Annotated in this window: 16 protein-coding genes; 13 read left to right on the top strand and 3 right to left on the bottom strand. The window is 59.1% G+C overall.

Translation table 11 applies throughout. The features are described from left to right. The 4 genes from IH944_14205 to secD all read left to right on the top strand — a co-directional run. Positions 1 to 408, top strand: a 408-nt coding sequence (locus IH944_14205) for a TIM barrel protein (protein ID MCH7905704.1), incomplete at its 5' end; no start/stop codon positions are given. Between the two features lie 48 nt (positions 409 to 456). Next, positions 457 to 1,926, top strand: a complete 1,470-nt coding sequence (locus IH944_14200) for a 4Fe-4S dicluster domain-containing protein (GenBank protein MCH7905703.1) — start codon at positions 457 to 459, stop codon at positions 1,924 to 1,926. Between the two features lie 2 nt (positions 1,927 to 1,928). After that, the gene (locus IH944_14195; protein MCH7905702.1) at positions 1,929 to 4,652 is read left to right on the top strand and encodes a molybdopterin-dependent oxidoreductase; all 2,724 of its coding nucleotides are present in this window, start codon (positions 1,929 to 1,931) and stop codon (positions 4,650 to 4,652) included. A 39-nt stretch (positions 4,653 to 4,691) separates the two neighbouring features. Next, a complete protein-coding gene (gene secD, locus IH944_14190) occupies positions 4,692 to 7,658 on the top strand; it encodes a protein translocase subunit SecD (protein MCH7905701.1) in 2,967 nt (988 codons plus the stop codon). A gap of 7 nt (positions 7,659 to 7,665) precedes the next feature. Here secD and trpE read toward each other — a convergent pair whose 3' ends face one another. Further along, on the bottom strand, positions 7,666 to 9,150 hold the full coding sequence (gene trpE / locus IH944_14185) for an anthranilate synthase component I (protein ID MCH7905700.1): 1,485 nt from the start codon (positions 9,148 to 9,150) through the stop codon (positions 7,666 to 7,668). A gap of 279 nt (positions 9,151 to 9,429) precedes the next feature. Here trpE and IH944_14180 point away from each other — a divergent pair, with 279 nt between their 5' ends. The 3 genes from IH944_14180 to IH944_14170 all read left to right on the top strand — a co-directional run bounded on the left by IH944_14180 (position 9,430) and on the right by IH944_14170 (position 11,146). Then, entirely contained in the window at positions 9,430 to 9,825 is a 396-nt protein-coding gene (locus IH944_14180; GenBank protein ID MCH7905699.1) for a cell division protein SepF, read from the top strand. Positions 9,826 to 9,959: 134 nt separating this feature from the next. Continuing rightward, complete coding sequence (gene leuD / locus IH944_14175; GenBank protein ID MCH7905698.1) at positions 9,960 to 10,568, top strand: 3-isopropylmalate dehydratase small subunit; 609 nt, start codon at positions 9,960 to 9,962, stop codon at positions 10,566 to 10,568. Positions 10,569 to 10,603: 35 nt separating this feature from the next. Beyond that, complete coding sequence (locus IH944_14170) at positions 10,604 to 11,146, top strand: DUF192 domain-containing protein (protein MCH7905697.1); 543 nt, start codon at positions 10,604 to 10,606, stop codon at positions 11,144 to 11,146. 5 nt (positions 11,147 to 11,151) lie between these two features. Here IH944_14170 and lysS read toward each other — a convergent pair whose 3' ends face one another. Together lysS and IH944_14160 are read right to left on the bottom strand one after the other, a co-directional pair. Next, positions 11,152 to 12,657, bottom strand: a complete 1,506-nt coding sequence (gene lysS / locus IH944_14165; GenBank protein MCH7905696.1) for a lysine--tRNA ligase — start codon at positions 12,655 to 12,657, stop codon at positions 11,152 to 11,154. 33 nt (positions 12,658 to 12,690) lie between these two features. Then, positions 12,691 to 14,436 (bottom strand): hypothetical protein, encoded by a 1,746-nt coding sequence (locus tag IH944_14160; GenBank protein MCH7905695.1) that lies wholly within the window; start codon positions 14,434 to 14,436, stop codon positions 12,691 to 12,693. A 238-nt stretch (positions 14,437 to 14,674) separates the two neighbouring features. Between IH944_14160 and IH944_14155 the strand changes: the two genes are divergently transcribed. The 6 genes from IH944_14155 (at position 14,675) to rplC (ending at position 20,020) form a co-directional block, all read left to right on the top strand. Further along, complete coding sequence (locus tag IH944_14155; GenBank protein ID MCH7905694.1) at positions 14,675 to 15,061, top strand: 30S ribosomal protein S12; 387 nt, start codon at positions 14,675 to 14,677, stop codon at positions 15,059 to 15,061. A 12-nt stretch (positions 15,062 to 15,073) separates the two neighbouring features. Further along, positions 15,074 to 15,544 (top strand): 30S ribosomal protein S7, encoded by a 471-nt coding sequence (gene rpsG, locus IH944_14150; protein MCH7905693.1) that lies wholly within the window; start codon positions 15,074 to 15,076, stop codon positions 15,542 to 15,544. A gap of 11 nt (positions 15,545 to 15,555) precedes the next feature. Further along, a complete protein-coding gene (gene fusA / locus IH944_14145; protein MCH7905692.1) occupies positions 15,556 to 17,691 on the top strand; it encodes an elongation factor G in 2,136 nt (711 codons plus the stop codon). A 19-nt stretch (positions 17,692 to 17,710) separates the two neighbouring features. Further along, positions 17,711 to 18,922, top strand: coding sequence for an elongation factor Tu (gene tuf / locus IH944_14140; GenBank protein MCH7905691.1), 1,212 nt, complete (start codon positions 17,711 to 17,713; stop codon positions 18,920 to 18,922). A gap of 47 nt (positions 18,923 to 18,969) precedes the next feature. Further along, complete coding sequence (rpsJ, locus tag IH944_14135) at positions 18,970 to 19,284, top strand: 30S ribosomal protein S10 (protein ID MCH7905690.1); 315 nt, start codon at positions 18,970 to 18,972, stop codon at positions 19,282 to 19,284. Between the two features lie 109 nt (positions 19,285 to 19,393). Further along, on the top strand, positions 19,394 to 20,020 hold the full coding sequence (rplC, locus tag IH944_14130; protein MCH7905689.1) for a 50S ribosomal protein L3: 627 nt from the start codon (positions 19,394 to 19,396) through the stop codon (positions 20,018 to 20,020). The last annotated feature ends 1 nt before the right edge of the window (position 20,021 follow it).

The raw sequence follows: 20,021 nt of genomic DNA, 5'->3' as shown, positions 1-20,021 counted from the left end.
GACCGGATCTGCGCGAACTTCGACCCCTCGCACCTCTGGTGGCAGGGCGCCGACCCGATCCAGGCCGTGCGGCAGCTCGGAGAAGAGGGCGCGATCTCGCACGTCCACGCGAAGGACGCCCGCACCGACCCGCGCAACTCCGCCCTGAACGGGAACCTCGACGCAAAGTCCTACAGCCGGATCGCCGAGCGATCGTGGGTGTTCCGCTCGTGCGGATACGGGCACGGCGTCGACTGGTGGAAGGAGTTCGTCAGCACGCTCCGCACGGTCGGCTACGACCACGTGCTGAGCATCGAGCACGAGGATGGCCTGATGTCGCCGATGGAGGGTCTTCGCAAGGCTCTGGAAGTGCTAAAGCAGGCCGTAATCAGCGAGGACGCGGGCGAGATGTTCTGGGCGAAAGAGTAGCCCGCAGTCCCTCCACGAAATAAGACCGCGAAAGTATATAATCCGCCCGTGCAGCTCGGCTTCGTCATGGATCAGGAAGCGTGCATCGGATGTCACGCGTGTACGGTCGCGTGCAAGGCTGAGAACGGCGTGCCTGTCGGCGACTTTCGCACGATGGTCAAGTACGTCGACGTCGGCAAGTTCCCGAATGTCAAGCGGAACTTTCTCATCCAGCGCTGCAACCACTGCACAGACGCCCCGTGCATCACGATCTGCCCGGTCAACGCGCTCTTCAAGCGCGAGGACGGGATCGTTGACGTAGATCGCGACGTATGCATCGGCTGCCGAGCGTGCATGCAGGCTTGTCCCTACGACGCGATCTACATGAACGAGGACATCAAGGCGATCGAGAAGTGCCACTTCTGCGCGCATCGAGTTGAGAAAGGGATGGAGCCAGCCTGCGTTACCGTGTGCCCGGTCGGCGCGATCATCTCAGGCGATTTCGACGACCCCGAGTCGCCTGTCTCGAAGTTCATGAACGGAAAGGTCACGACTGTCAGGGGTGAAGAGCAGGGAACAGGGCCAAACGTGCGCTACTACGGCGCGGCCGAGGAAGCCCTCAGGCCAGGGAGGGCGAGCCGAGGGAGCACTTTCTTGTGGTCCGAGCGTCCCGACAGAAAGCCGGAGAAGGAGCCTGCCGGATTTGCCGCGGAGGACGCGCACGTCACCTACGGCACCGAGAGCAAGATCGAGTGGGGCTGGCAGGTGGCGGCGTACCTCGTGACCAAGAGCCTCGCGGCGGGCGCTGCGCTGTTCGCACCGTTTGCAGGCGCGCTTGGGCTCTCAGGATTTGCAAGAGATTATCTTCCTGAGGTCGTCGCGCTCTTCTTCACGATGGTCACCATGGCATTGCTCGTTGAAGACCTCGCCAAGCCAGCAAAGTTCTTGAGGATGTTCACTCAGCCGAACTGGAACAGCTGGCTGGTCAAGGGTTCTGTCGTTCTCGGTCTCTTCACTGCGACGGTCGCTGGGTCGATAGTCATGCGGTACTTCGGTGCAGACGGTTTTGCAGACGGCTTGCGAATCGCTTCTGCCGTCATTGCGCTCGCCGTTGCGGGCTACACGGCGATGCTCTTTGCGCAGTGCAAGGGTCGCGATCTGTGGGAGAGCAAATCTCTCTTGCCGCACCTGCTAGCGCTTGCGGCACTGTGCGGATCGGGCATGCTCCTCGTCTTGAGCCCATCGAGCGCGCTGCTCAAAGTTGTCTTCATCGCCTCTGCGATCGTTCACGGTGCAATCGCGCTCTATGAATGGAGGCGGAAGCATGAAACGGACAACGCAAACCAGGCCGCTGCGTTCTTGTCGGTCGTCAGGGCCGGGCCGTTTTTCGCGTTTCGTGACGGTCTGATCGTTAGCGTCGTTCTTGCACCAGCGCTCCTCTTTATCTTCCCCCCCCTAGCGATCGCGGCAGCGGTCGTCGGGCTGTACCTTTACGAACACGCGTACATCCGCGCCGGCCAGTTGCCGCCCCTTTCATAGCCATGTTGGACAAGATGAACGTCACGCCGCTGGAGTCCTTTCCACCCGTCGAGGACTGGGACGACTGGGTGGAGTTCGACGCCGACGCTTGGCCGCGCAAAGTAGAGAAGCGGTACATGCTGATCCCGACGACGTGCTTCAACTGCGAGGCCGCATGCGGGCTCATGGCGTTCGTGGACAAGGAGACGATGGAGATCAGGAGGTTCGACGGCAACCCGCACCATGCAGGGTCGAGAGGGAAGAACTGCGCGAAGGGGCCGGCAACGCTGACGCAGGTGACCGATCCGGGCCGGATACTGTATCCGCTCAAGCGGGTCGGCAAACGCGGAGAAGGCAACTTTGAAAGAACAACTTGGGATGAGGTTTTGGACACTTTTGCCAAGAAGATTCGCGACGCGATCCTGGATAACCGGCACAACGAAGTGATGTACCACGTCGGGCGCCCAGGCGAAGACGGCTCTATGCAGCGCGTCCTCCAGGCATGGGGGCTCGACGCGTACAACAGTCACACGAACGTCTGCTCATCGGGAGCGCGGTTCGGTTACGCGATTTGGAGCGGCTCAGACCGCCCATCGCCGGATCACGAGAACGCGAAGTTCATGCTGATGCTGTCGTCGCACCTCGAGACCGGGCACTACTTCAACCCGCACGCGCAGCGGATTATCAAAGGCAAGAAAGAGGGCGCGAAGCTGTGCGTCATCGACGTCAGGCATTCGAACACGGCGTCGAAGGCCGACTACTGGTTTGCGCCGGTGCCCGGCACCGAGGCGTTCCTAATCCTGGCGATCGTGAACATCGTTCTGCAAGAAGAGTTGTTCGACCGCGAGTTCGTCAAGAGGTGGGTGAACTGGAGCGATTACTTAAGAGCGAAGTGCCCGAACACTGCGCCGGACAACTTCGCTGCGTTCATAGAGGACTTGAAACGACGATATGAGTCCTTCACGCCGGAAGCCGCAGCGGAAGAGTGCGGAGTCGATGCGCAGATGATCCGAGATGTCGCGAGGGAGATCGGCAAAGCGGGAACTGCTCTGTCAACGCACGTTTGGCGCAACACCGCCGCCGGGAATCTAGGCGGCTGGCAAGTGTCCCGATGCCTGCACTTCCTCGTCACGCTGATGGGAGCGGTCGGCACGAAAGGCGGGACGAACCTGAGCGCCGACAACAAGTTCGTTCCGGCGCGCCACACGAAACCGCCCGCACAAAAGCACTGGAACGAGCTGCTCTATCCGCTCGAATATCCGCTGGCGTTCCACGAGCTTTCGTATCTCCTTCCGCACTTTCTGGAGGAAGGCAAAGGCAAGCTGGCCGCGTACTTCACACGCGTTTACAATCCGGTTTGGACCAACCCCGACGGCATGATGTGGGAGAGGATGCTTCTGGACGAATCGAAGGTCGAGCTACACGCCGCCCTCACGCCGACGTGGAACGAAACAGCGCAATATGCGGATTACGTTCTGCCGATGGGCAACGCCGCCGAGCGTCACGATTTGATGAGCCAGGAGACGCACGCCGCAAAGTGGATATCGTTCCGACAACCGGTCATGCGCGTCGCGATGGAGAGGGCGGGTAAGAAGGTCGAGTTCACGTATGAGGCGAACCCAGGCGAAGTGTGGGAAGAGGACGAGTTTTGGTGCGAGCTTTCGTGGCGCATCGACCCGGACGGATCGCTCGGAATCCGCAAGCACTTCGAATCCCCGTACCGCCCAGGTGAGAAGATCACGATCGACGAGTACTACGGATGGATATTCGAGAACTCTGTGCCCGGCCTGCCGGAAAAAGCGAAAGAGCACGGGCTGACCCCGCTGGAGTACATGAGGAAGTTCGGGAGCTTCTTGGTCGAAGATGAATCGTACGGGACGTTCAACGAGCAAGAGTCAGGCGGGCAGATAAAGGGCTTCGCCACGCCGTCGAAAAAACTGGAGCTTTACAGCGAGACGACGGCAGAGTGGGGATGGCCGGAACACGACTTGCCGGGGTACATCCACAGCCACATCCACCAGAGCAAGCTCGACCCAGAGAAGAACGAGGTCGTGCTGATCCCGACTTTCCGGCTGCCAACGTTGATCCACACGCGGAGCGCGAACGCCAAGTGGCTTTACGAACTGTCGAACACGAACCCCGTTTGGATGCACACGTCGCTCGCTGAAAAGTACGGCTTCGAGACGGGCGACCTCATCCGCGTGACCACCGAAATCGGGTACTTCATCAACAAGGTCTGGGTGACGGAGTCGATCCGGCCGGGCATCATCGCCTGCTCGCACCACCTCGGTCGCTGGCGCTTGTCGGACAAAATCGGCGCGGACAAGTGGGCGAGCGTCAAGGTATCGCGAGACGAGATCCGCCCTGGCGTGTTCCGGTTCCGGCGGCTCGAGGACATCGGCGCTTACGAGAGCGCCGACCCGGACACCAAGCGCATCTGGTGGACGGAAGGCGGCGTTCACCAGAACCTCACGTTCCCGGTCCAACCCGACCCGGTCAGCGGCCAGCACTGCTGGCACCAGAAGGTCACGATCAAGAAAGCTGATGCCGATGACCGGTACGGAGACGTGTTCGTCGACACCAACAAGAGCATGGAGGTGTACCGGCGGTGGCTGAGCATGACCCGCCCCGCACCAGGGCCAGGAGGGCTGCGGCGGCCTCTGTGGTTTGCTCGCCACGTCAAGCCGGCAGAAGACACCTACCGGGTTCCGACTGACCCTGTCGGCTCGTTTGAGGCTTCGGTATAATCTGCGGTTGGCGTTCCAGGCTCTTCGGAGGCTATGCATTTGAAGTCGCGCAACAACATTTTCCTGACGATCGTGATCGTCCTTACAGGCCTCTCTATTTGGGGGTTCAAGGAGACCCCATTTTCGTACGGCCTGGACGTTAAGGGTGGAATCCGGCTGATCTACAAGGTCGAGCAGACTGAGGACAGCAAGGAAGCAGGTCGCACGATCGAGCAAGACGTCAAGTCGGCTATCCGGGTGCTGGAACGCCGAGCGGCTTCTGGACTCGGCGTTGTCGAGTCTTCTGTCCGGCGGAAGGGCGTCAACCAGATCACCGTCGAGCTGCCGGGTTTCACTGACGTCGATGAGGCTCGCAAACTGTTGGGCTCGACGGGGCGACTGTACGGGTACTGGGCGAAGAACGTATCCACAAGGACTCAGAGGCGCCGGTACGAGCGATCCGACACAATCACGGTAGAAGGCGCACCTGTTGAGATGTTCATGCGGTCTTCGGGAGGCGATCCGTTCGGCCCTGAGGACCCCGAGTACGAGAAGATGATCGAAGGGTGGGAGGTGATCATTCAAGGGCAAGACCTCAAGAGCGCCGCTCCGCTCGTGAGGGGCAACGGCGGGACAGTTCCCGAGTTCCGGTTCTCAAGCGCGGGCGCGAAGAAGATGGAGGCTTGGACCAGGAAGTACCGCAATCGCGGAGAGAATCTTGCGTTTGTAATCGACAGTGTCGTCTACAGCATCGCACCGATCCGGGAGAATACCATCCTAACGGATCAAGCGTTCATCGACGGGGATTTCGATCCGAAGGCCGTCAAAGCGCTGTGCCAGCTGTTGAACGACGGCGCTTTGGACGTGCTGCTGTCGCCGCTGGCGGAGGAGAAAGTCGACCCGAGCATCGGCTTGAAGGCGCTCGACAAGATCGTAGTCGCAGGCGGGATCAGCTTTGCTGGGATCTGTCTGTTCCTCATCATCTACTACTCTGCGCCAGGCTTCATTGCGATGATCGCGATGATCCTGTACGCGCTCTTCACGATCACTGCGCTCAAGATGCTGCACGCGACGTTTTCGCTGGCGTCGATCGCGGCTCTGATCCTCAGCGTGGGCATGGCCGTCGACGCAAACGTTCTGGTGTTCGAGCGCATCAAGGAGGAGCTGCGCGGCGGTCGGGAGCTGATGTCCGCGGTCGAGCTTGGGTTCAAGCGTGCGCTGACGGCGATCGTCGACTCTAACGCTTGTACGATCCTGACCTGTATCGTCCTGTTCATATTTGGAACGGGACCCGTGATCGGTTTTGCGACGACCCTGATGGTCGGCGTTGCGATTTCGTTCTTCACCGCGTTCACTGTGACGCGGTCTCTGCTCATCGGGTCGCTCAAGATCGGACTGTTCAATGACCCGAAGTTCTTCGCGTTCAAGAGGAACTGGTTTGGTGAGCGGTTGGAAGAAGGCGCGGACAAGAAGCCGCTCGAAATCCTTGGACGCCGCAAGACCTGGTTTATTCTGTCTGGGGTTCTGATCGGGATCGGCGCGCTGTTCGTGATCATGGGCGGCATCAAGCCGAACGTCGAATTCGCAGGCGGAGGGGAGGGCATATTCAGGAACGTAGACAACCTCAGCAAGTCAGAAATTGAGTCGCGACTTGCAACAGCCGGTTATAAGAACTTTAACGTCAAGAGGGGGTCGGGCATAGACCCTGACACCGGAGAGGAATTCGAGCTTGTCTACGTAACTATTCCTGCCGGTGGAGCGCCTGCGAGCGCGGGCACAGGCAGTGCCGCTACTCCCGATGACTCGAGTGATGAACCAGGCGACGACTCTGGCGCGGATACCGCGTCGGATACGTCGGACGGTGAGGCTGCCGTCGACGACTCTGAGACGGAAACCACAGAAGAAACATCAAGCCCGCAGCCAGCCGACGACGACTCTGGGACGGGAATCGCGGAAGAAACAGCAGGTCCGCAGCCAGCCGACGACGATTCTGGGTCGGAAGCCACGTCGGACTCATCGGACGGCGAGGCTACTGACGACGACTCTGAGACGGAAACCACAGAAGAAACATCAAGCCCGCAACTGATCGACGACGACTCTGAGACGGAAACCACGGAAGAAACATCAAGCCTGCAACTGATCGACGAAGACTCGGACGGTGAGACATCTGACGACGACACCTCGGTAATCGCCGCGAGCGCTGAGATTGCGAGCGATAACGCAATGAGTGATGCCCTCGCGGCAGCGATCGGTCTGCCGACGGAGGGCGCCAGCTTCCGAAAGGTCGGACCGACCATTCAGAAAGAGACGGTCACGAATGCGATACTGGCCGTGATCGTCGCTTCGGCTCTCATCGTGCTGTACCTGGCGATCCGCTTCGGCTTTGCACTTGGCGGGCTGAAGAACGGTCTGAAATTCGGTCTGTCCGCGGTTGCAGCGTTGGCGCACGACATCATGTTCGTCCTCGGCTTTGCGGGAATCGTGGGGTACTTGGTCGGTTGGGAGATCAGCTCGCTGTTCATTACGGCGATGCTGACCGTGATCGGATTCTCGGTGCACGACAGCATCGTCATCTTTGACCGCATCCGAGAGAACCTCAGGCGGCCTCACAAGGGCCAGTCGTTCGAGCACCTCATCAACAAGTCGATCACCCAGTCTGTCGCCCGCTCGATCAATACGTCCGTAACCGCGTTCGTGCCACTCATGGTGCTCGTCATCTGGGGCACATCGACGCCCGAGCTGAAGTTCATGTGTCTCACGATGGCGGCTGGAATCGCCGTTGGTACTTACTCTTCGATCTTCAACGCCTCGCCTATCCTCTGGCTTTGGAATAGAGCCACGATGAAGCGCCAGGGCGAGAAGGCTGGGCTGATGTTAGAGGCCGAGCGCGAGGCGAAACTGCGTGCCAAGCAGGTCTTGGAAGCCGACTCGCGCTCCTACAAGACCGAATCAGGCCAAACGTACGGCCAGATCAAGCGGCGACGAGGCACGGAAGGCGAACAGAAGCTAGACGATGACGACAAGTAGCAGCGAGCTATCGGTCGAAGCCTGCCTTGAGGCCACGCTGGGCGATCTCAATCGCCTTCAGGCAGGCTCGCGCCTTGTTCACGCACTCGTCGTACTCGTTTGCAGGCACTGAATCGGCCACGATCCCGGCGCCTGCCTGGACGTACGCCCGACCGCCTTTGATCAGTATCGTGCGGATCGCGATCGCGAGATCGATGTCGCCGGACGCGCTCATGTAGCCGACCGCTCCGGCGTACAGCCCACGACGAGTCGATTCAAGCTCATCGATGATCTGCATCGCCCGTACTTTCGGCGCGCCGCTGACAGTCCCAGCAGGGAAGCACGCACGAATAAGCTCGACAGAATCGACATCCGGCTTGAGTTCGCCGACGACGCTGCTGACGATGTGCATGACGTGGCTGTACCGCTCGATCGTCATCAGGTCTTGTACTTCGACCGAGCCGTACTCGCACACTTTGCCCAAGTCGTTTCTTCCAAGATCGACGAGCATGATGTGTTCAGCCCGCTCCTTTTCGTCTGAGAGCAGGTCTTCTCCTAGGCGCTTGTCCTCGCCGACGGTGGCTCCCCTAGGCCTCGTGCCAGCGATCGGTCGGACTCTGGCCTGGTTCCCGTCGAGGCCGACGAGAATCTCGGGCGAGGCGCCGACGATGTCCATGTCTTCGAATCGAAGGTAGAACGTGTATGGCGAAGGGTTGAGCGACCGCAACGCCCGGTAGACGGTCAGCCCGTGCGCGTCGAGCCGAGTTTCGAAACGCAAAGACGGCACGGCTTGAATGCAGTCCCCCTGATTCACGTATTCGATGATGCGGCTGACGTTCGACTCAAACTCCGGGCGTGTGATGTTGCAGGTCACCTCTTGCGGCTCTCCGAGCAGCGATGGCAGCTCCGGGAGAGGGCCTTGCATGAGCAGCTGCAGTCGCTCGATCTCTGCCTTCGCGACGTCGTAGCCGTCCGGCGTTCCGTCGGCGAGCACGACGATCCGAACGTGGTTTTTCGCGTGGTCGAACACGACCATGCCGTCGGCGATCATCATCGCGACGTCGTCAACGTCCAAGTCGTCTTCGGTACTGTCGGGCAAATCTTCGATGCGCCGAGCGTAGTCATAGCCGATCATCCCTACGGCTCCGCCGCAGAACTTCGGCAGATCGTGCAACAGCTCGCTCCGAATCGGCCTTATCTCGGCCTGGATGATCCGCAAGGGGTCGTCGCCGTCTTCGAGCGTGATCGATGTAATTCGTCCGCGCTCGAATCTTCGCACGGCTTGGCCTTTGCACCGAATGACCAGTCGCGGGCGAACCCCGATGATGCTGTAGCGCGCAAGGCTTTCGCCACCGGTGACGCTCTCTAGCAAGAAGCTGTGGGTCTCGCCCTGCGCCAGTTTCCAGTAGGTGCTGAGCGGGGTTTCCATATCGGCGAGAACGTCGACATAGATCGGGATCGGCCCGCCTCCGCGTGCGAGTTCAACGTACTCCTCACGGGAGGGGGTGAGCATCGCACCGATTATGGCGGACGATCCTGCGAATTGCCGCTATTGATCATGTTATAGAGGATGCAGGATTAATTTAGCAAGAAATGAATCCAATTTCAACGTCTCACTGCCCGACATTTGAAGCGCTGCCACGACGGTGCAGCTTGACGGAAGCCCTCGGCAAAGTGCATAATGTCCTTGCGTGCGACGAACTCCGACTATTTAAGTTTGGGCAAGACCAAACGATTCGGGTCGAAGCGCGCAATTGTATCCACGGACGGAGACAAAAACATCATGGAAGAAATGGTCGAGAAGCCGGGCTTCTTCGAGCGAGTTTTCGGGCACATCCATCGTCACGACGACGAACTGGACGAAGAAGTCAACCAACTGCCCGCCAAGGGCTACCCCTCTCTCATCCGAGAGCGCTCCACTCACATTACAGTCAGGCGGCAGGTCGTGTCTTTCCAGGACGCGGTCGCAGCGGCCGACGGTCTGAAACGAGGCGAGCAGCAGATACTCAATCTCACGATGGCGCCGCCCGATGTGCGGGACAAAGTCAAGGACTTTATGTGCGGCGTGAACTACACGACAGACGGCACGTGGGAGGAGATCGGCGAGCACATTTTCTTGCTCGCTCCACCATCCGTGTTTGTCGAAGTAGCGCCCGCTTCGCCAAGAATGGAAGCCGAGCTGAACTAGCGGTTTGTTTCTCCAACGGCGCGTGCAAGTGGCCCAAGTGGTCGCATGCGTACGAGTAGCTCAATAAGCGACAATCCTTCTCCCCCTGTACTCCAAGCAGGGGGCTTTTTTCTCCCATGCCACAATAACTCCAGATGCCAGGATTTCGCACCCACACTGGTCGAATTGCGGTTTACCCCGGAGACAACGTCGATACCGATCGAATCATTCCGGCGAGATTTCTGTCTCGCCTAACGCGGACAGGGTACGGCGAGCTGCTGTTCCATGACGTGCGCGGCCCGGACTATCCGCTGGGCAAACCCGATGCAGAGGGCGGTACCGTGCTGGTCGTCGGATCGAACTTTGGTTGTGGATCCTCGCGCGAGCACGCCGTGTGGGCGATCCAACAGGCGGGGTACTGCGTTGTCATATCTAGGTCGAGCGACGATACGCCCGGCTTCAGCGACATCTTTCGGCAAAACTCTGCGAACTGCGGCTTGCTCTTGGTCGAGCTTCCTGCTGACCAGCACGCACTACTCGTGAACGCAGGCTCAGGCACTGAGGTGACGGTGAACCTAGCGGAGCAGAACGTTCAGCTAGGTTCGCACGTGTTGCAGTTTGAAATTGCCGCCGGACTGAAGCAGCAGCTGATATCTGGGCTCGACCTGGTAGGCTCAACGATGCAGCACGCGGACAAGATCGCCGAATTTGAGCGAAGATCTGAAACGTTCAGCCCGAGTGCTGATACCGAATCCGGCGCATAGGCGTCTAATGTGAGGAACAACGAGGAAAGTCTACGATGCTCACCGTAATTTTGATTCTGGCCATGCGGATTTCGCCAGTCGACGCAACTCCAGTCCTCACTGCGAACCAAATCAGTCAAAGCCAGGATAAAGATCAAGACCAGGAGCCCCGGTTCAACGTGCGCCGCACGCACCAGCTCAAGGACCTCCAAAAAGAGGAGATCAAGCTAGGGCCGAAGCTCGAGCACAAACTAAAGATTTGGGTCATGGACACCGAGCTGAAGCGGCAAGAGGGGATGATGTTCCTGGAGTTGCAGGACGTCAGCGAGAAGCAAGGGATGATCTTCGTCTTTCGGCGCGAATACCCGTTGAGCTTTTGGATGATGAACACGTTGATCGCGCTTGACATCGCATACCTGGATGAGGACGGCGTCATCGTCAAGATCTATACGATGAAACCGCTCGATACCGTCACGGACTACGGCAGCGGCAAGTACGCGAAGTACGCCTTAGAGGTTCGTGCCGGACTGTTCAAGAAGCTGAAAGTCGAGGTTGGCCAGAAGATCGAGATTCCGGACACGGTCAAGGCGAAGGGCTGATGCGCTCAGTCGCTTTCGTTTGACCGAGGCTTCATCGTCGGGAACAGAAGCACTTCGCGCAGGCTGTCGGCTCCGGTGAGAAGCATCGCCAGACGGTCTATTCCGATCCCGCACCCACCGGTCGGTGGCATGCCGCCTTCGAGCGCGTAGATGAAATCCTCATCCATCGGATGCGCTTCTTCGTCGCCGCGGTCTCTCTCTCCGACCTGTTGCTCAAACCGCTCGCGCTGGTCGATCGGATCGTTGATCTCGCTGAACGCGTTGCAGATCTCGCGGCCGCGGATGAACCCCTCGAACCGTCTTGTAAAGCCCGGCCTGTTCGGGTCTTTCTTTGCTAGAGGGGAGGTCTCGATCGGGTAGCCGATCACGAAGGTCGGCTCTTGAAGGTTCGGCTCGACGAACACTTCGAGCAGCTTTTCGATCAGTCCGCCGAGGTGGTACTCGTCCTCGACCGCGATGCGCCGGTCGGTGTCGGGGTATGTGACTCCCTTTGTCTTGAAAGCACTCTTAGCGGATTCGATGTTGCTCAAATCCTCGGCGGTCAGTCCGGAGTACCGCTCGATCTCCTCGAGCAAGTCAACGCGCTTCCACGGCTTGCTGAAGTCTATGCCCTGCACGGTCGTCGATCCGAAAGCTTCGTTTCCAACAAAGCGAAACATCTCCTCAACGAGCGCCATCACGTCCTCAAGATTCGCGTACGCCTCGTAAAACTCCAGCATCGTGAACTCGGGGCTGTGGCGGCTGCTGACGCCCTCGTTTCTGAAAACGCGACCGATTTCGTACACCTTCGGCACGTCGCCGCAGATGATCCGCTTGAGATACAGCTCCAGCGAGATGCGGAGCTTAACGTCCAGGTCGTAAGCGTTGTAGTGCGTCGAAAACGTCCTCGCGGCAGCGCCGCCTGCCTCTATCTGCAGCATCGGCGTTTCGACTTCGAGGTAGCCCCGGCCGTCGAAGAAGTTGCGGACGGCGGAGACGATGCGCGAACGGTCGAGCAGCATCTTTCGCGCCTCCGGATTGCACACGAGGTCGAGGTGCCGGTGCCGGTACCGCTCCTGCACGTCTTGCAGGCCGTACCAGTGCTGGCCGTCCTTCTCCTTGCCGAGAGGCAAGCTCTGTAGCGACTTGCTCAGCGGGGTGAGCGTGCGGACGTGGATCGACTTTTCGCCGGTGCGCGTGACGAACAGCTCGCCGGTCACGCCGAGGTGGTCGCCGACGTCGAGCAGTTTGAACACCGCCCACGCGTTTTCGCCCAGGTCGTCCTTCTTGAAGTAGCCCTGAATCTGCCCGTCGCCATCCGAGAGATGAGCGAACGCCGCCTTGCCCATCATGCGCATCGAGACGATCCGTCCCGCGAAGCTGACCGCTTTGCCCTCTTCGAATTGACTGATCAGCTCGTTCGCCGAACAGTCGACGTCGAACCGCTCGACGGAGAACGGATCGGCCCCAAGCTCGCGCAGCTTTGCGAGCTTCTCCAGCTTCACTTCACGTATCGGCCTGCCGTCGTCCATTCAGCGCAGATTGTACTTGAGTCTGGGCGTGGCCTATGTGCCGGTTAGTGACGCCTCTTTCACACCGTCGTCCCGAAGATCGACCAGGTCCGGATCCCAGTGGAACACGTCCCAGTCGGGGTCGAACCACACGCTTTCGACCTTCTTGGCGACTGGGAATTTCAGGGCCAGGTGATCCTGGCGCATATCGACCGGCCACCTCTTCTTCGTGCCGTCGGTGAACACGGCTTCTAATTCTGTGACAAAGCGGTACGGCTGCTCTCCCTGCTGGTCGATGTCAACGACGAGTGTGTTGCCTTCTTGATGCCATCCGACATCCCATCTCGGCGCTCCCGGTCGTTCGAACCACTGGTCATAGAACCACGCGAGATCGACGCCCGCGGACTCGCCGATCAGTTCGAACATCTTCTCGGAATTGATGCGTTGCCAGGCGTACTCCTTCTGCAGTTGATGAAAGGCGTTCTTTAGCTTTTCGGTCCCGATGACTTGTTCGAGCTGGTGGTAAATCTGGAAGCCCTTGCCGTCTGAAAACCCGTGGGCTTGCCTCCCGGTCAACCTGGCCAGCGGCGGGTCGTAACCGCCTCTCATCGTTTGGAGCGCTCCGCGACCGCTTTGCTCAGGGATGTAGCCGGGGTATCCGGTCTTCCTGTATCTCACTGCCAAAGCCGGCCCATCGATAGCTTCGACCGCCTTGAGCGATCCAAACTGCGCCATCGCCTCGGTGACCATGTACTTGCCCGTCTCTCCGGCTTGTTTAACCTGGTGTCCCCACCAAGAATGCCCGAGTTCGTGTCCGATGAACGCGAGATTCGGCCCGGCGCCATCGCCATCGATAAAATTAGGAACGGCCAGGAGGAACCCCTCTAGAGCGGCGCCACCGAATCCTGCGACTGTGTCTGCGATGGGATCAACCTCAACAATGGCCATTTCGCTGAATGGGTACGGCCCGAACCACTCTTCAAGTTCGTCGGCAACGTCACGAAGCATTTGAACAGCCTTCTCGGTAAAGGGGCGCTCTTTGAAGAGATAGAGCGCGACCGGCAGTTTGCCCGAGTCGTCCCTGTACACTTTGTAAGGTCCGGCGACGAACGACAGCGTCGCCGCAGCCGGGCTGTCGAACGTGTATACCGTTCGGCTGTCAGTCTCTTCCGTCTTGACCAATCTGCCCGTCGCCTTGACAACCTCGCCCTTAGGAACGCTTACCGTAATAGTCGACGAGACGACACGGCCGCCGGTCGATGGGTACCAGTCAGTATTTGAACCGCTGGCAAAGCTGCCGCCCTTGGCGATCATATAAACGAATCCCGTGGCTTTGACCGTCGTGTAACGGGCTGTGATTCTATTGTCAACTTTGGGGTCGACCTTGATGTACCGGACTACTTTGTTTCCCATGACTCCCTCAGCCTCTTCAGTTCTGGTCGGTTCGACTGGTTCGCCGTTGAGGAGCAATTCGGGGACTCCCATCTGTTCGCCAAGGCTGATCGGCATCTCTGGCGATGAAAGCGTGCCCGACGGGACGAGTACGACTGAGTCCACCGTCATTTGTTGCTGTTCAGGTTTTAGGAAAACGCTGATGTCGTAGTGCATAACCCTGGCGGCAGTGGTCGTCAGCACGGTGTTGAGAACGATCGCTAGCATGATGAACCAGAATACGCCAAAGTCTCGATCAAACTTGACTCCCCGAAAAACTGGCGACCGGACGCGCGTACGGCCGGCGTCGTTCGACAAGCTGCCGATCCCCGGCGAGTTGCCAATCGTTTGAACCCAGGCCCGGTTCACCGGGACGTTCTGCTAGTCCTTGACAATAGGCCTGTGCTGGCACCATAATATCCAGTTGGCGCACTTGGTGTGCGTCGCTGAGGGTCTCGACCCTCAAAGGAGGCACGCTTTCGGTGATGACGAGGTGATACAACAGTACGCTCGAACGACCAGTCTGCGAGCCCCCTGTGTGAATGACACAGGGGTTTCTTGTTGAGAGGCCGTCGAAATCGCCAAGAGCGCGCGACCTGCGGAACGAATGCCAACTGTAAATCAGCTTGTTAGAAAAGGCCGAAAGATTCAGACGGTGAAATCAAAGTCACCGGCTCTGAAGCGCAATCCGTTTCGTCGCGGCGTCTGCACGATCGTTAGAACGGCGACGCCGAAGAAGCCGAACTCGGCCATGAGAAAGGTTGCTCGCGTTCGCCTTACGAACGGGATCGAAATCACCGCGTACATTCCAGGAGTTGGCCACAATTTGCAAGAGCACTCAGTCGTGCTGGTGCGAGGAGGCCGCGTCAAAGACTTGCCCGGCGTGCGCTACCACGTCGTCCGGGGCACGCAGCAAACGTCTGGGGTTGCCGTGCGATCGAACAGCCGCAGCAAGTACGGCGTGAAGAAACCGAAGAAGGGGGCTTCGCGATAGCCACGAACTGACATGCCGAGAAAAGGTCCGATCCCGCCGAGGAAAATAACCCCCGATCCGATTTACGGCTCGGAGATGCTCCAGCGGTTCATCAATCGCCTGATGCTCGACGGCAAGAAGATCATGGCGGAGAAAATCGTTTACACATCGCTCAAGAGTGCAGCTGAGCAGCTTGAGAAAGAGCCGCTTGAAGTGTTCGATCAAGCCGTGCAGAACATCCTGCCGACAGTCGAGGTTCGTCCGCGGCGCGTTGGCGGCCAGACTTACCAGGTTCCGATGGACGTCCGACCGCTGCGCAGGCGGACGCTTGCGCTGCGCTGGCTGGTTCAGAACACGAGGAAAAGGTCGGGCAGAACGATGATAGAGAAGCTCACGGAGGAGCTCAAGGACGCGTACAACGGGACAGGCGGCGCGGTGAAGAAGAAGGAAGACACCCATCGCATGGCCGAAGCGAACAAGGCGTTCAGCCACTATCGGTTTTAGAGATAGTACTCATGGCTAGATCGCACCCGATTGAATTGGTACGCAACATCGGCATCGCAGCTCACATCGATGCCGGCAAGACGACCACGACCGAGCGGATCCTCTACTACACCGGTAAGACGCACAAGATGGGAGAGGTTCATGACGGCGCGGCCACCATGGACTGGATGGAGCAGGAGCAGGAGCGCGGAATCACGATCACTGCTGCAGCTACGTCGGCTTTCTGGTCCGGGTCGAACAACGACAAGAAAGAGCACAAGATCAATATCATCGATACGCCGGGGCACGTCGATTTCACGGTCGAGGTCGAGCGGTCGCTGCGCGTTCTGGACGGTGCGGTCGCCGTGTTCTGCGCGGTCGGCGGCGTCCAGCCACAGTCTGAGACCGTTTGGAGACAGGCGAACAGGTACAAGGTGCCCCGGATCGTTTTCGTGAACAAGATGGATCGTCTCGGCGCGGACTTCTTCGACGTGCTCGACAAGGTCAAGGAGCGGTTGGGGGCGAACATAGCGCCATTGCAGATTCCTGTCGGCGTAGAGTCGACATACCGGGGCTTTGTCGATCTCGTGACGATGAAGGCGTCGCTGTACGACCCAGAGGACATGACCGGAAAGTCGTTCCACACGGAGGACTGCCCGGAAGATCTGAAGGCGAAGGCCGCCGAGTATCGCGAAAAGATGATGTACGCCATCTCGGAGTTCGACGAGTCGATCATGGAGCGATTCCTTGGTGGGGAAGAGATCTCCGAAGCGGACATTCGAGACGCGCTGCGGAGGGGGACGATCGCGAACAAGCTTGTTCCCGCCCTGTGCGGATCAGCGTTCAAGAACAAAGGCATTCAGGCCGTATGCGACGCCGTGATCGACTACCTGCCTTCGCCGCTCGACATGCCGGCGATCAGGGGCGTTCACCCTGGCAGCGAAGAAGAGATAACGCGAAAGGCTGACGACGAGGAGTCGTTCAGCGGGCTCGCGTTCAAGGTCATGACGGACAAGTACGTCGGGCGGCTGATCTTCGTCAGGGTGTACTCGGGCACGCTGAAGAAAGGCACGCACGTATCCGTCACGTACCGGGATCCGTACACGAACGACTTGAGAACTCGCAAGGAGCGGGTCGGTCGGATATTGGAGATGCACGCCAACGACCGCGAAGACCTGAACGAAGTGTACGCCGGCGAGATCGTCGGCGTCATCGGCCTGAACGACGTCAAGACCGGCTACACGGTATGCGACGTAGGCCATCCGATCGTCCTGGAGAGCATTCGATTCCCCGAGCCGGTGATCCAGATCGCCATTGAGCCGAAGAGCCGTGCAGACCAAGAGAAGCTGGGTACCGCATTGCAGCGGCTTGCTGAAGAGGATCCGACCTTCCGGGTGACCACGGATCAAGACAGCGGCCAGACGATCATCAGCGGCATGGGCGAACTGCACCTCGAGATCATCGTCGACCGGCTCAACCGAGAGTTCTCGGTGCAGGCCAACCAGGGCAAGCCCCAAGTGGCGTATCGCGAGACGGTCACCAAGGAGGCGCGAGCCGAGGGCAGGTTCGTCCGGCAGACTGGCGGATCAGGCCAGTATGGCCACTGCGTAATAGACATCGCACCGCTTCCAGTAGGCAAGGGGTTCGAATTCGTGAACAAGACCGTGGGCGGCTCTATCCCCAAGGAGTACGTTCCTGCGGTTGAAAAGGGCATCCGAGAGGGGCTGCTTTCTGGAGTAATCGCTGGGTATCCAGTCGTGGACTTGAAGGTTACGGTTGTGGATGGCTCCTATCACGAAGTAGACTCAAACGAGAATGCGTTCAAGCAGGCGGGCGTCCTGGCGTTTCGCGAGGCGATGAAGAAAGCCAAGCCGGTGCTGAAGGAGCCTATCATGCATGTTGAGATCACGACACCGGAGAACTTCGTAGGAGACGTGGTCGGCGATCTGAACAGCAGGCGAGGACGCATTGAGGGAATGGAGGCGGGCCTGGGCAGCGTCAGCATCGTGAACGCGCACGTCCCGCTGTCGGAGATGTTCGGCTATGTCACGGCCCTGCGTTCGATAACGCAAGGCAGGGCGACGCCGAACGTGACGCCGTCCCATTACGAGGAAGTACCGAAGAGTATTGCGACAGAGATCATGGAGAAGGCGCAGGGAAGCGCATAACTGAGGAAAACACGAAGTCATGGCACGAGAGAAGTTCATTCGAACGAAACCACACGTCAACATTGGCACGATTGGTCACGTGGACCACGGCAAGACAACCTTGACCGTTGCGATCACCGCAGTGCTCGCAGAGAAGGGTCTTGCTACGGCTGCTAAGTACGATGAGATTGATAACGCTCCCGAGGAAAAGGCGCGCGGCATTACGATCAATATCTCGCACCAGGAGTACGAGACCGAGAAGCGCCACTACGCGCACGTCGACTGCCCTGGGCACGCCGATTTCATCAAGAACATGATCACAGGCGCGGCTCAGATGGACGGTGCTATCTTGGTCGTGTCAGCCGCCGATGGGCCGATGCCGCAAACTCGCGAGCACATCTTGCTGGCGCGCCAGGTCGGTGTACCGCACATCGTGGTCTACATCAACAAGACTGACCAAGTAGACGACGACGAGCTGATCGAGCTCGTCGAGATGGAGATCCGTGAGCTTCTGACCCAGTACGGGTTCCCCGGCGACGACACGCCGATCATCAAAGGAACCGCCCTCAAGGTTATGCGGATGGCGGAGGCCGGCAGCATGGACATGGAAGACGAGGAGGTCAAGAAGATCCTTGAGTTGATGGACGCCTGCGACACTTTCATTCCTGAACCGGTTCGCGAGACCGACAAGCCGTTCTTGTGCGCCGTGGAAGACGTGTTCACGATCACCGGACGCGGCACGGTCGCTACCGGCCGTGTCGAACGCGGAACGCTCAAGATCAACACGGAAGTTGAAATCGTCGGCCTGCGCGACGAGCCGATGAAGACGGTTTGCACCGGTATCGAGATGTTCCGCAAGCTGCTCGATGACTGTCAGGCTGGCGACAACGTAGGACTGCTTCTTCGTGGAGTAGACCGAAACGAAGTCGAGCGTGGCATGGTTATCGCGGCGCCGAAGTCGATTACCCCTCACACGAAGTTCGATGCTGAGGTCTACGTTCTGTCCAAGGCCGAGGGCGGCCGTCACACGCCTTTCACGACGGGCTACCGGCCCCAGTTCTTCTTCAGGACCACGGACGTCACTGGATCGCTGTCGCTGCCCGAGGGAGTGCAGATGGTGATGCCGGGCGAAAACACGAAGATGAACGTCGAGCTGATAGCTCCGATCGCAATGGAGCACGGATCAAAGTTCGCTATTCGCGAAGGCGGTCGAACGGTCGGAGCTGGAACGATCACGGCGGTGCACGAGTAGAGCGATGATCGAGCCCCAAGGGCTCCCTCTTGAATTAGAAGGCACAGATGGCACAACCACCAACAGTCAGGATTAGGCTCCGAGCGTACGACCACAGGATCTTAGACAGTTCTGTATCTAAGATCGTGGAAACGGTCAAGCGCACGGGCGCCCGGCTGTGCGGACCGATTCCGCTGCCAACGCGGATTCGGAAGTTCTGTGTCATTCGAGGTCCGACCATCGACAAGGAGTCGATGGAGCACTTCGAGATTAGGACGCATAACAGGCTGCTCGATATAAGAGAGCCCACGAACAAGACGATCGACGCGCTGATGCGCTTGGACTTGCCGAGCGGCGTCGACATTGAGATCAAGACGGTCTAGAGAAAGTATGTAAGAGCTTCGAGCAGGTCATAGCAGCGCCCCCGAAACCGTTTCGGGGCAACGCGAACAAGTTCAGCGATGGCCGGCACAGGAAGCAGGAGGTAAACGGTTGCTCCCAGGAATATTAGGCACGAAAGTCGGAATGACCCACGTCTTTACGGAGGACGGGAAGATGATTCCCGTCACCGTAATCGCTGCTGGGCCCGTGTTCGTCACCCAGATCAAGACGCAAGAGACCGACGGCTACAGCGCGGTCCAAGTCGGATTTGCCGCCAAAAGCAGCAAGAACATGACGTGGCCCAAGTTCGGACACCTCAAGAAGGCAGGCGTCGGCACGAATTTGCGCTGGCTGCGCGAGTTCCGGGTCGATGACTCGTCCGGGTTTGAGCTCGGCCAAGAGATCACGGCAGACGTGTTCAGTGAAGGCGACGAAGTCGTAGTCATTGGCATAAGCAAGGGACGCGGTTTTGCCGGCGTCGTCAAGCGCCACGGCTTCAAAGGTCAGCACATGACCCACGGCTATATGGCGAAGCGCAGACCGATGTCCAGCGGCCCAACAGGGCCGGCGCGCGTATTCAAGGGCAAGCGCGGCCCAGGGCGCATGGGCGGCGAGACGGTCAGCCAGAAGAGCCTGCGCATAGTCAAGGTCGATCCAGAGCGCGATCTGGTGCTCGTGAGCGGCAGTGTGCCGGGCAGCAACGGCAGCCTCGTGACGATCAGGAAGGAGGCCAAGTAGA

The sequence above is a fragment of the Armatimonadota bacterium genome, assembly GCA_022563855.1.
Classification (GTDB): domain Bacteria; phylum Armatimonadota; class Fimbriimonadia; order Fimbriimonadales; family Fimbriimonadaceae; genus JADFMN01.
This window is presented reverse-complemented; position numbering and strand designations above follow the sequence as displayed.

What these genes read in the sequence shown, in the direction of transcription:
- IH944_14195 (MCH7905702.1), top strand. Translation starts at nt 1,929, where the DNA reads ATGTTGGACAAGATGAACGTCACGCCGCTGGAGTCCTTTCCACCCGTC.
- trpE (MCH7905700.1), bottom strand. Translation starts at nt 9,150, where the DNA reads ATGCTCACCCCCTCCCGTGAGGAGTACGTTGAACTCGCACGCGGAGGC.
- IH944_14180 (MCH7905699.1), top strand. Translation starts at nt 9,430, where the DNA reads ATGGTCGAGAAGCCGGGCTTCTTCGAGCGAGTTTTCGGGCACATCCAT.
- leuD (MCH7905698.1), top strand. Translation starts at nt 9,960, where the DNA reads ATGCCAGGATTTCGCACCCACACTGGTCGAATTGCGGTTTACCCCGGA.
- IH944_14170 (MCH7905697.1), top strand. Translation starts at nt 10,604, where the DNA reads ATGCTCACCGTAATTTTGATTCTGGCCATGCGGATTTCGCCAGTCGAC.
- lysS (MCH7905696.1), bottom strand. Translation starts at nt 12,657, where the DNA reads ATGGACGACGGCAGGCCGATACGTGAAGTGAAGCTGGAGAAGCTCGCA.
- IH944_14155 (MCH7905694.1), top strand. Translation starts at nt 14,675, where the DNA reads ATGCCAACTGTAAATCAGCTTGTTAGAAAAGGCCGAAAGATTCAGACG.
- rpsG (MCH7905693.1), top strand. Translation starts at nt 15,074, where the DNA reads ATGCCGAGAAAAGGTCCGATCCCGCCGAGGAAAATAACCCCCGATCCG.
- fusA (MCH7905692.1), top strand. Translation starts at nt 15,556, where the DNA reads ATGGCTAGATCGCACCCGATTGAATTGGTACGCAACATCGGCATCGCA.
- tuf (MCH7905691.1), top strand. Translation starts at nt 17,711, where the DNA reads ATGGCACGAGAGAAGTTCATTCGAACGAAACCACACGTCAACATTGGC.
- rpsJ (MCH7905690.1), top strand. Translation starts at nt 18,970, where the DNA reads ATGGCACAACCACCAACAGTCAGGATTAGGCTCCGAGCGTACGACCAC.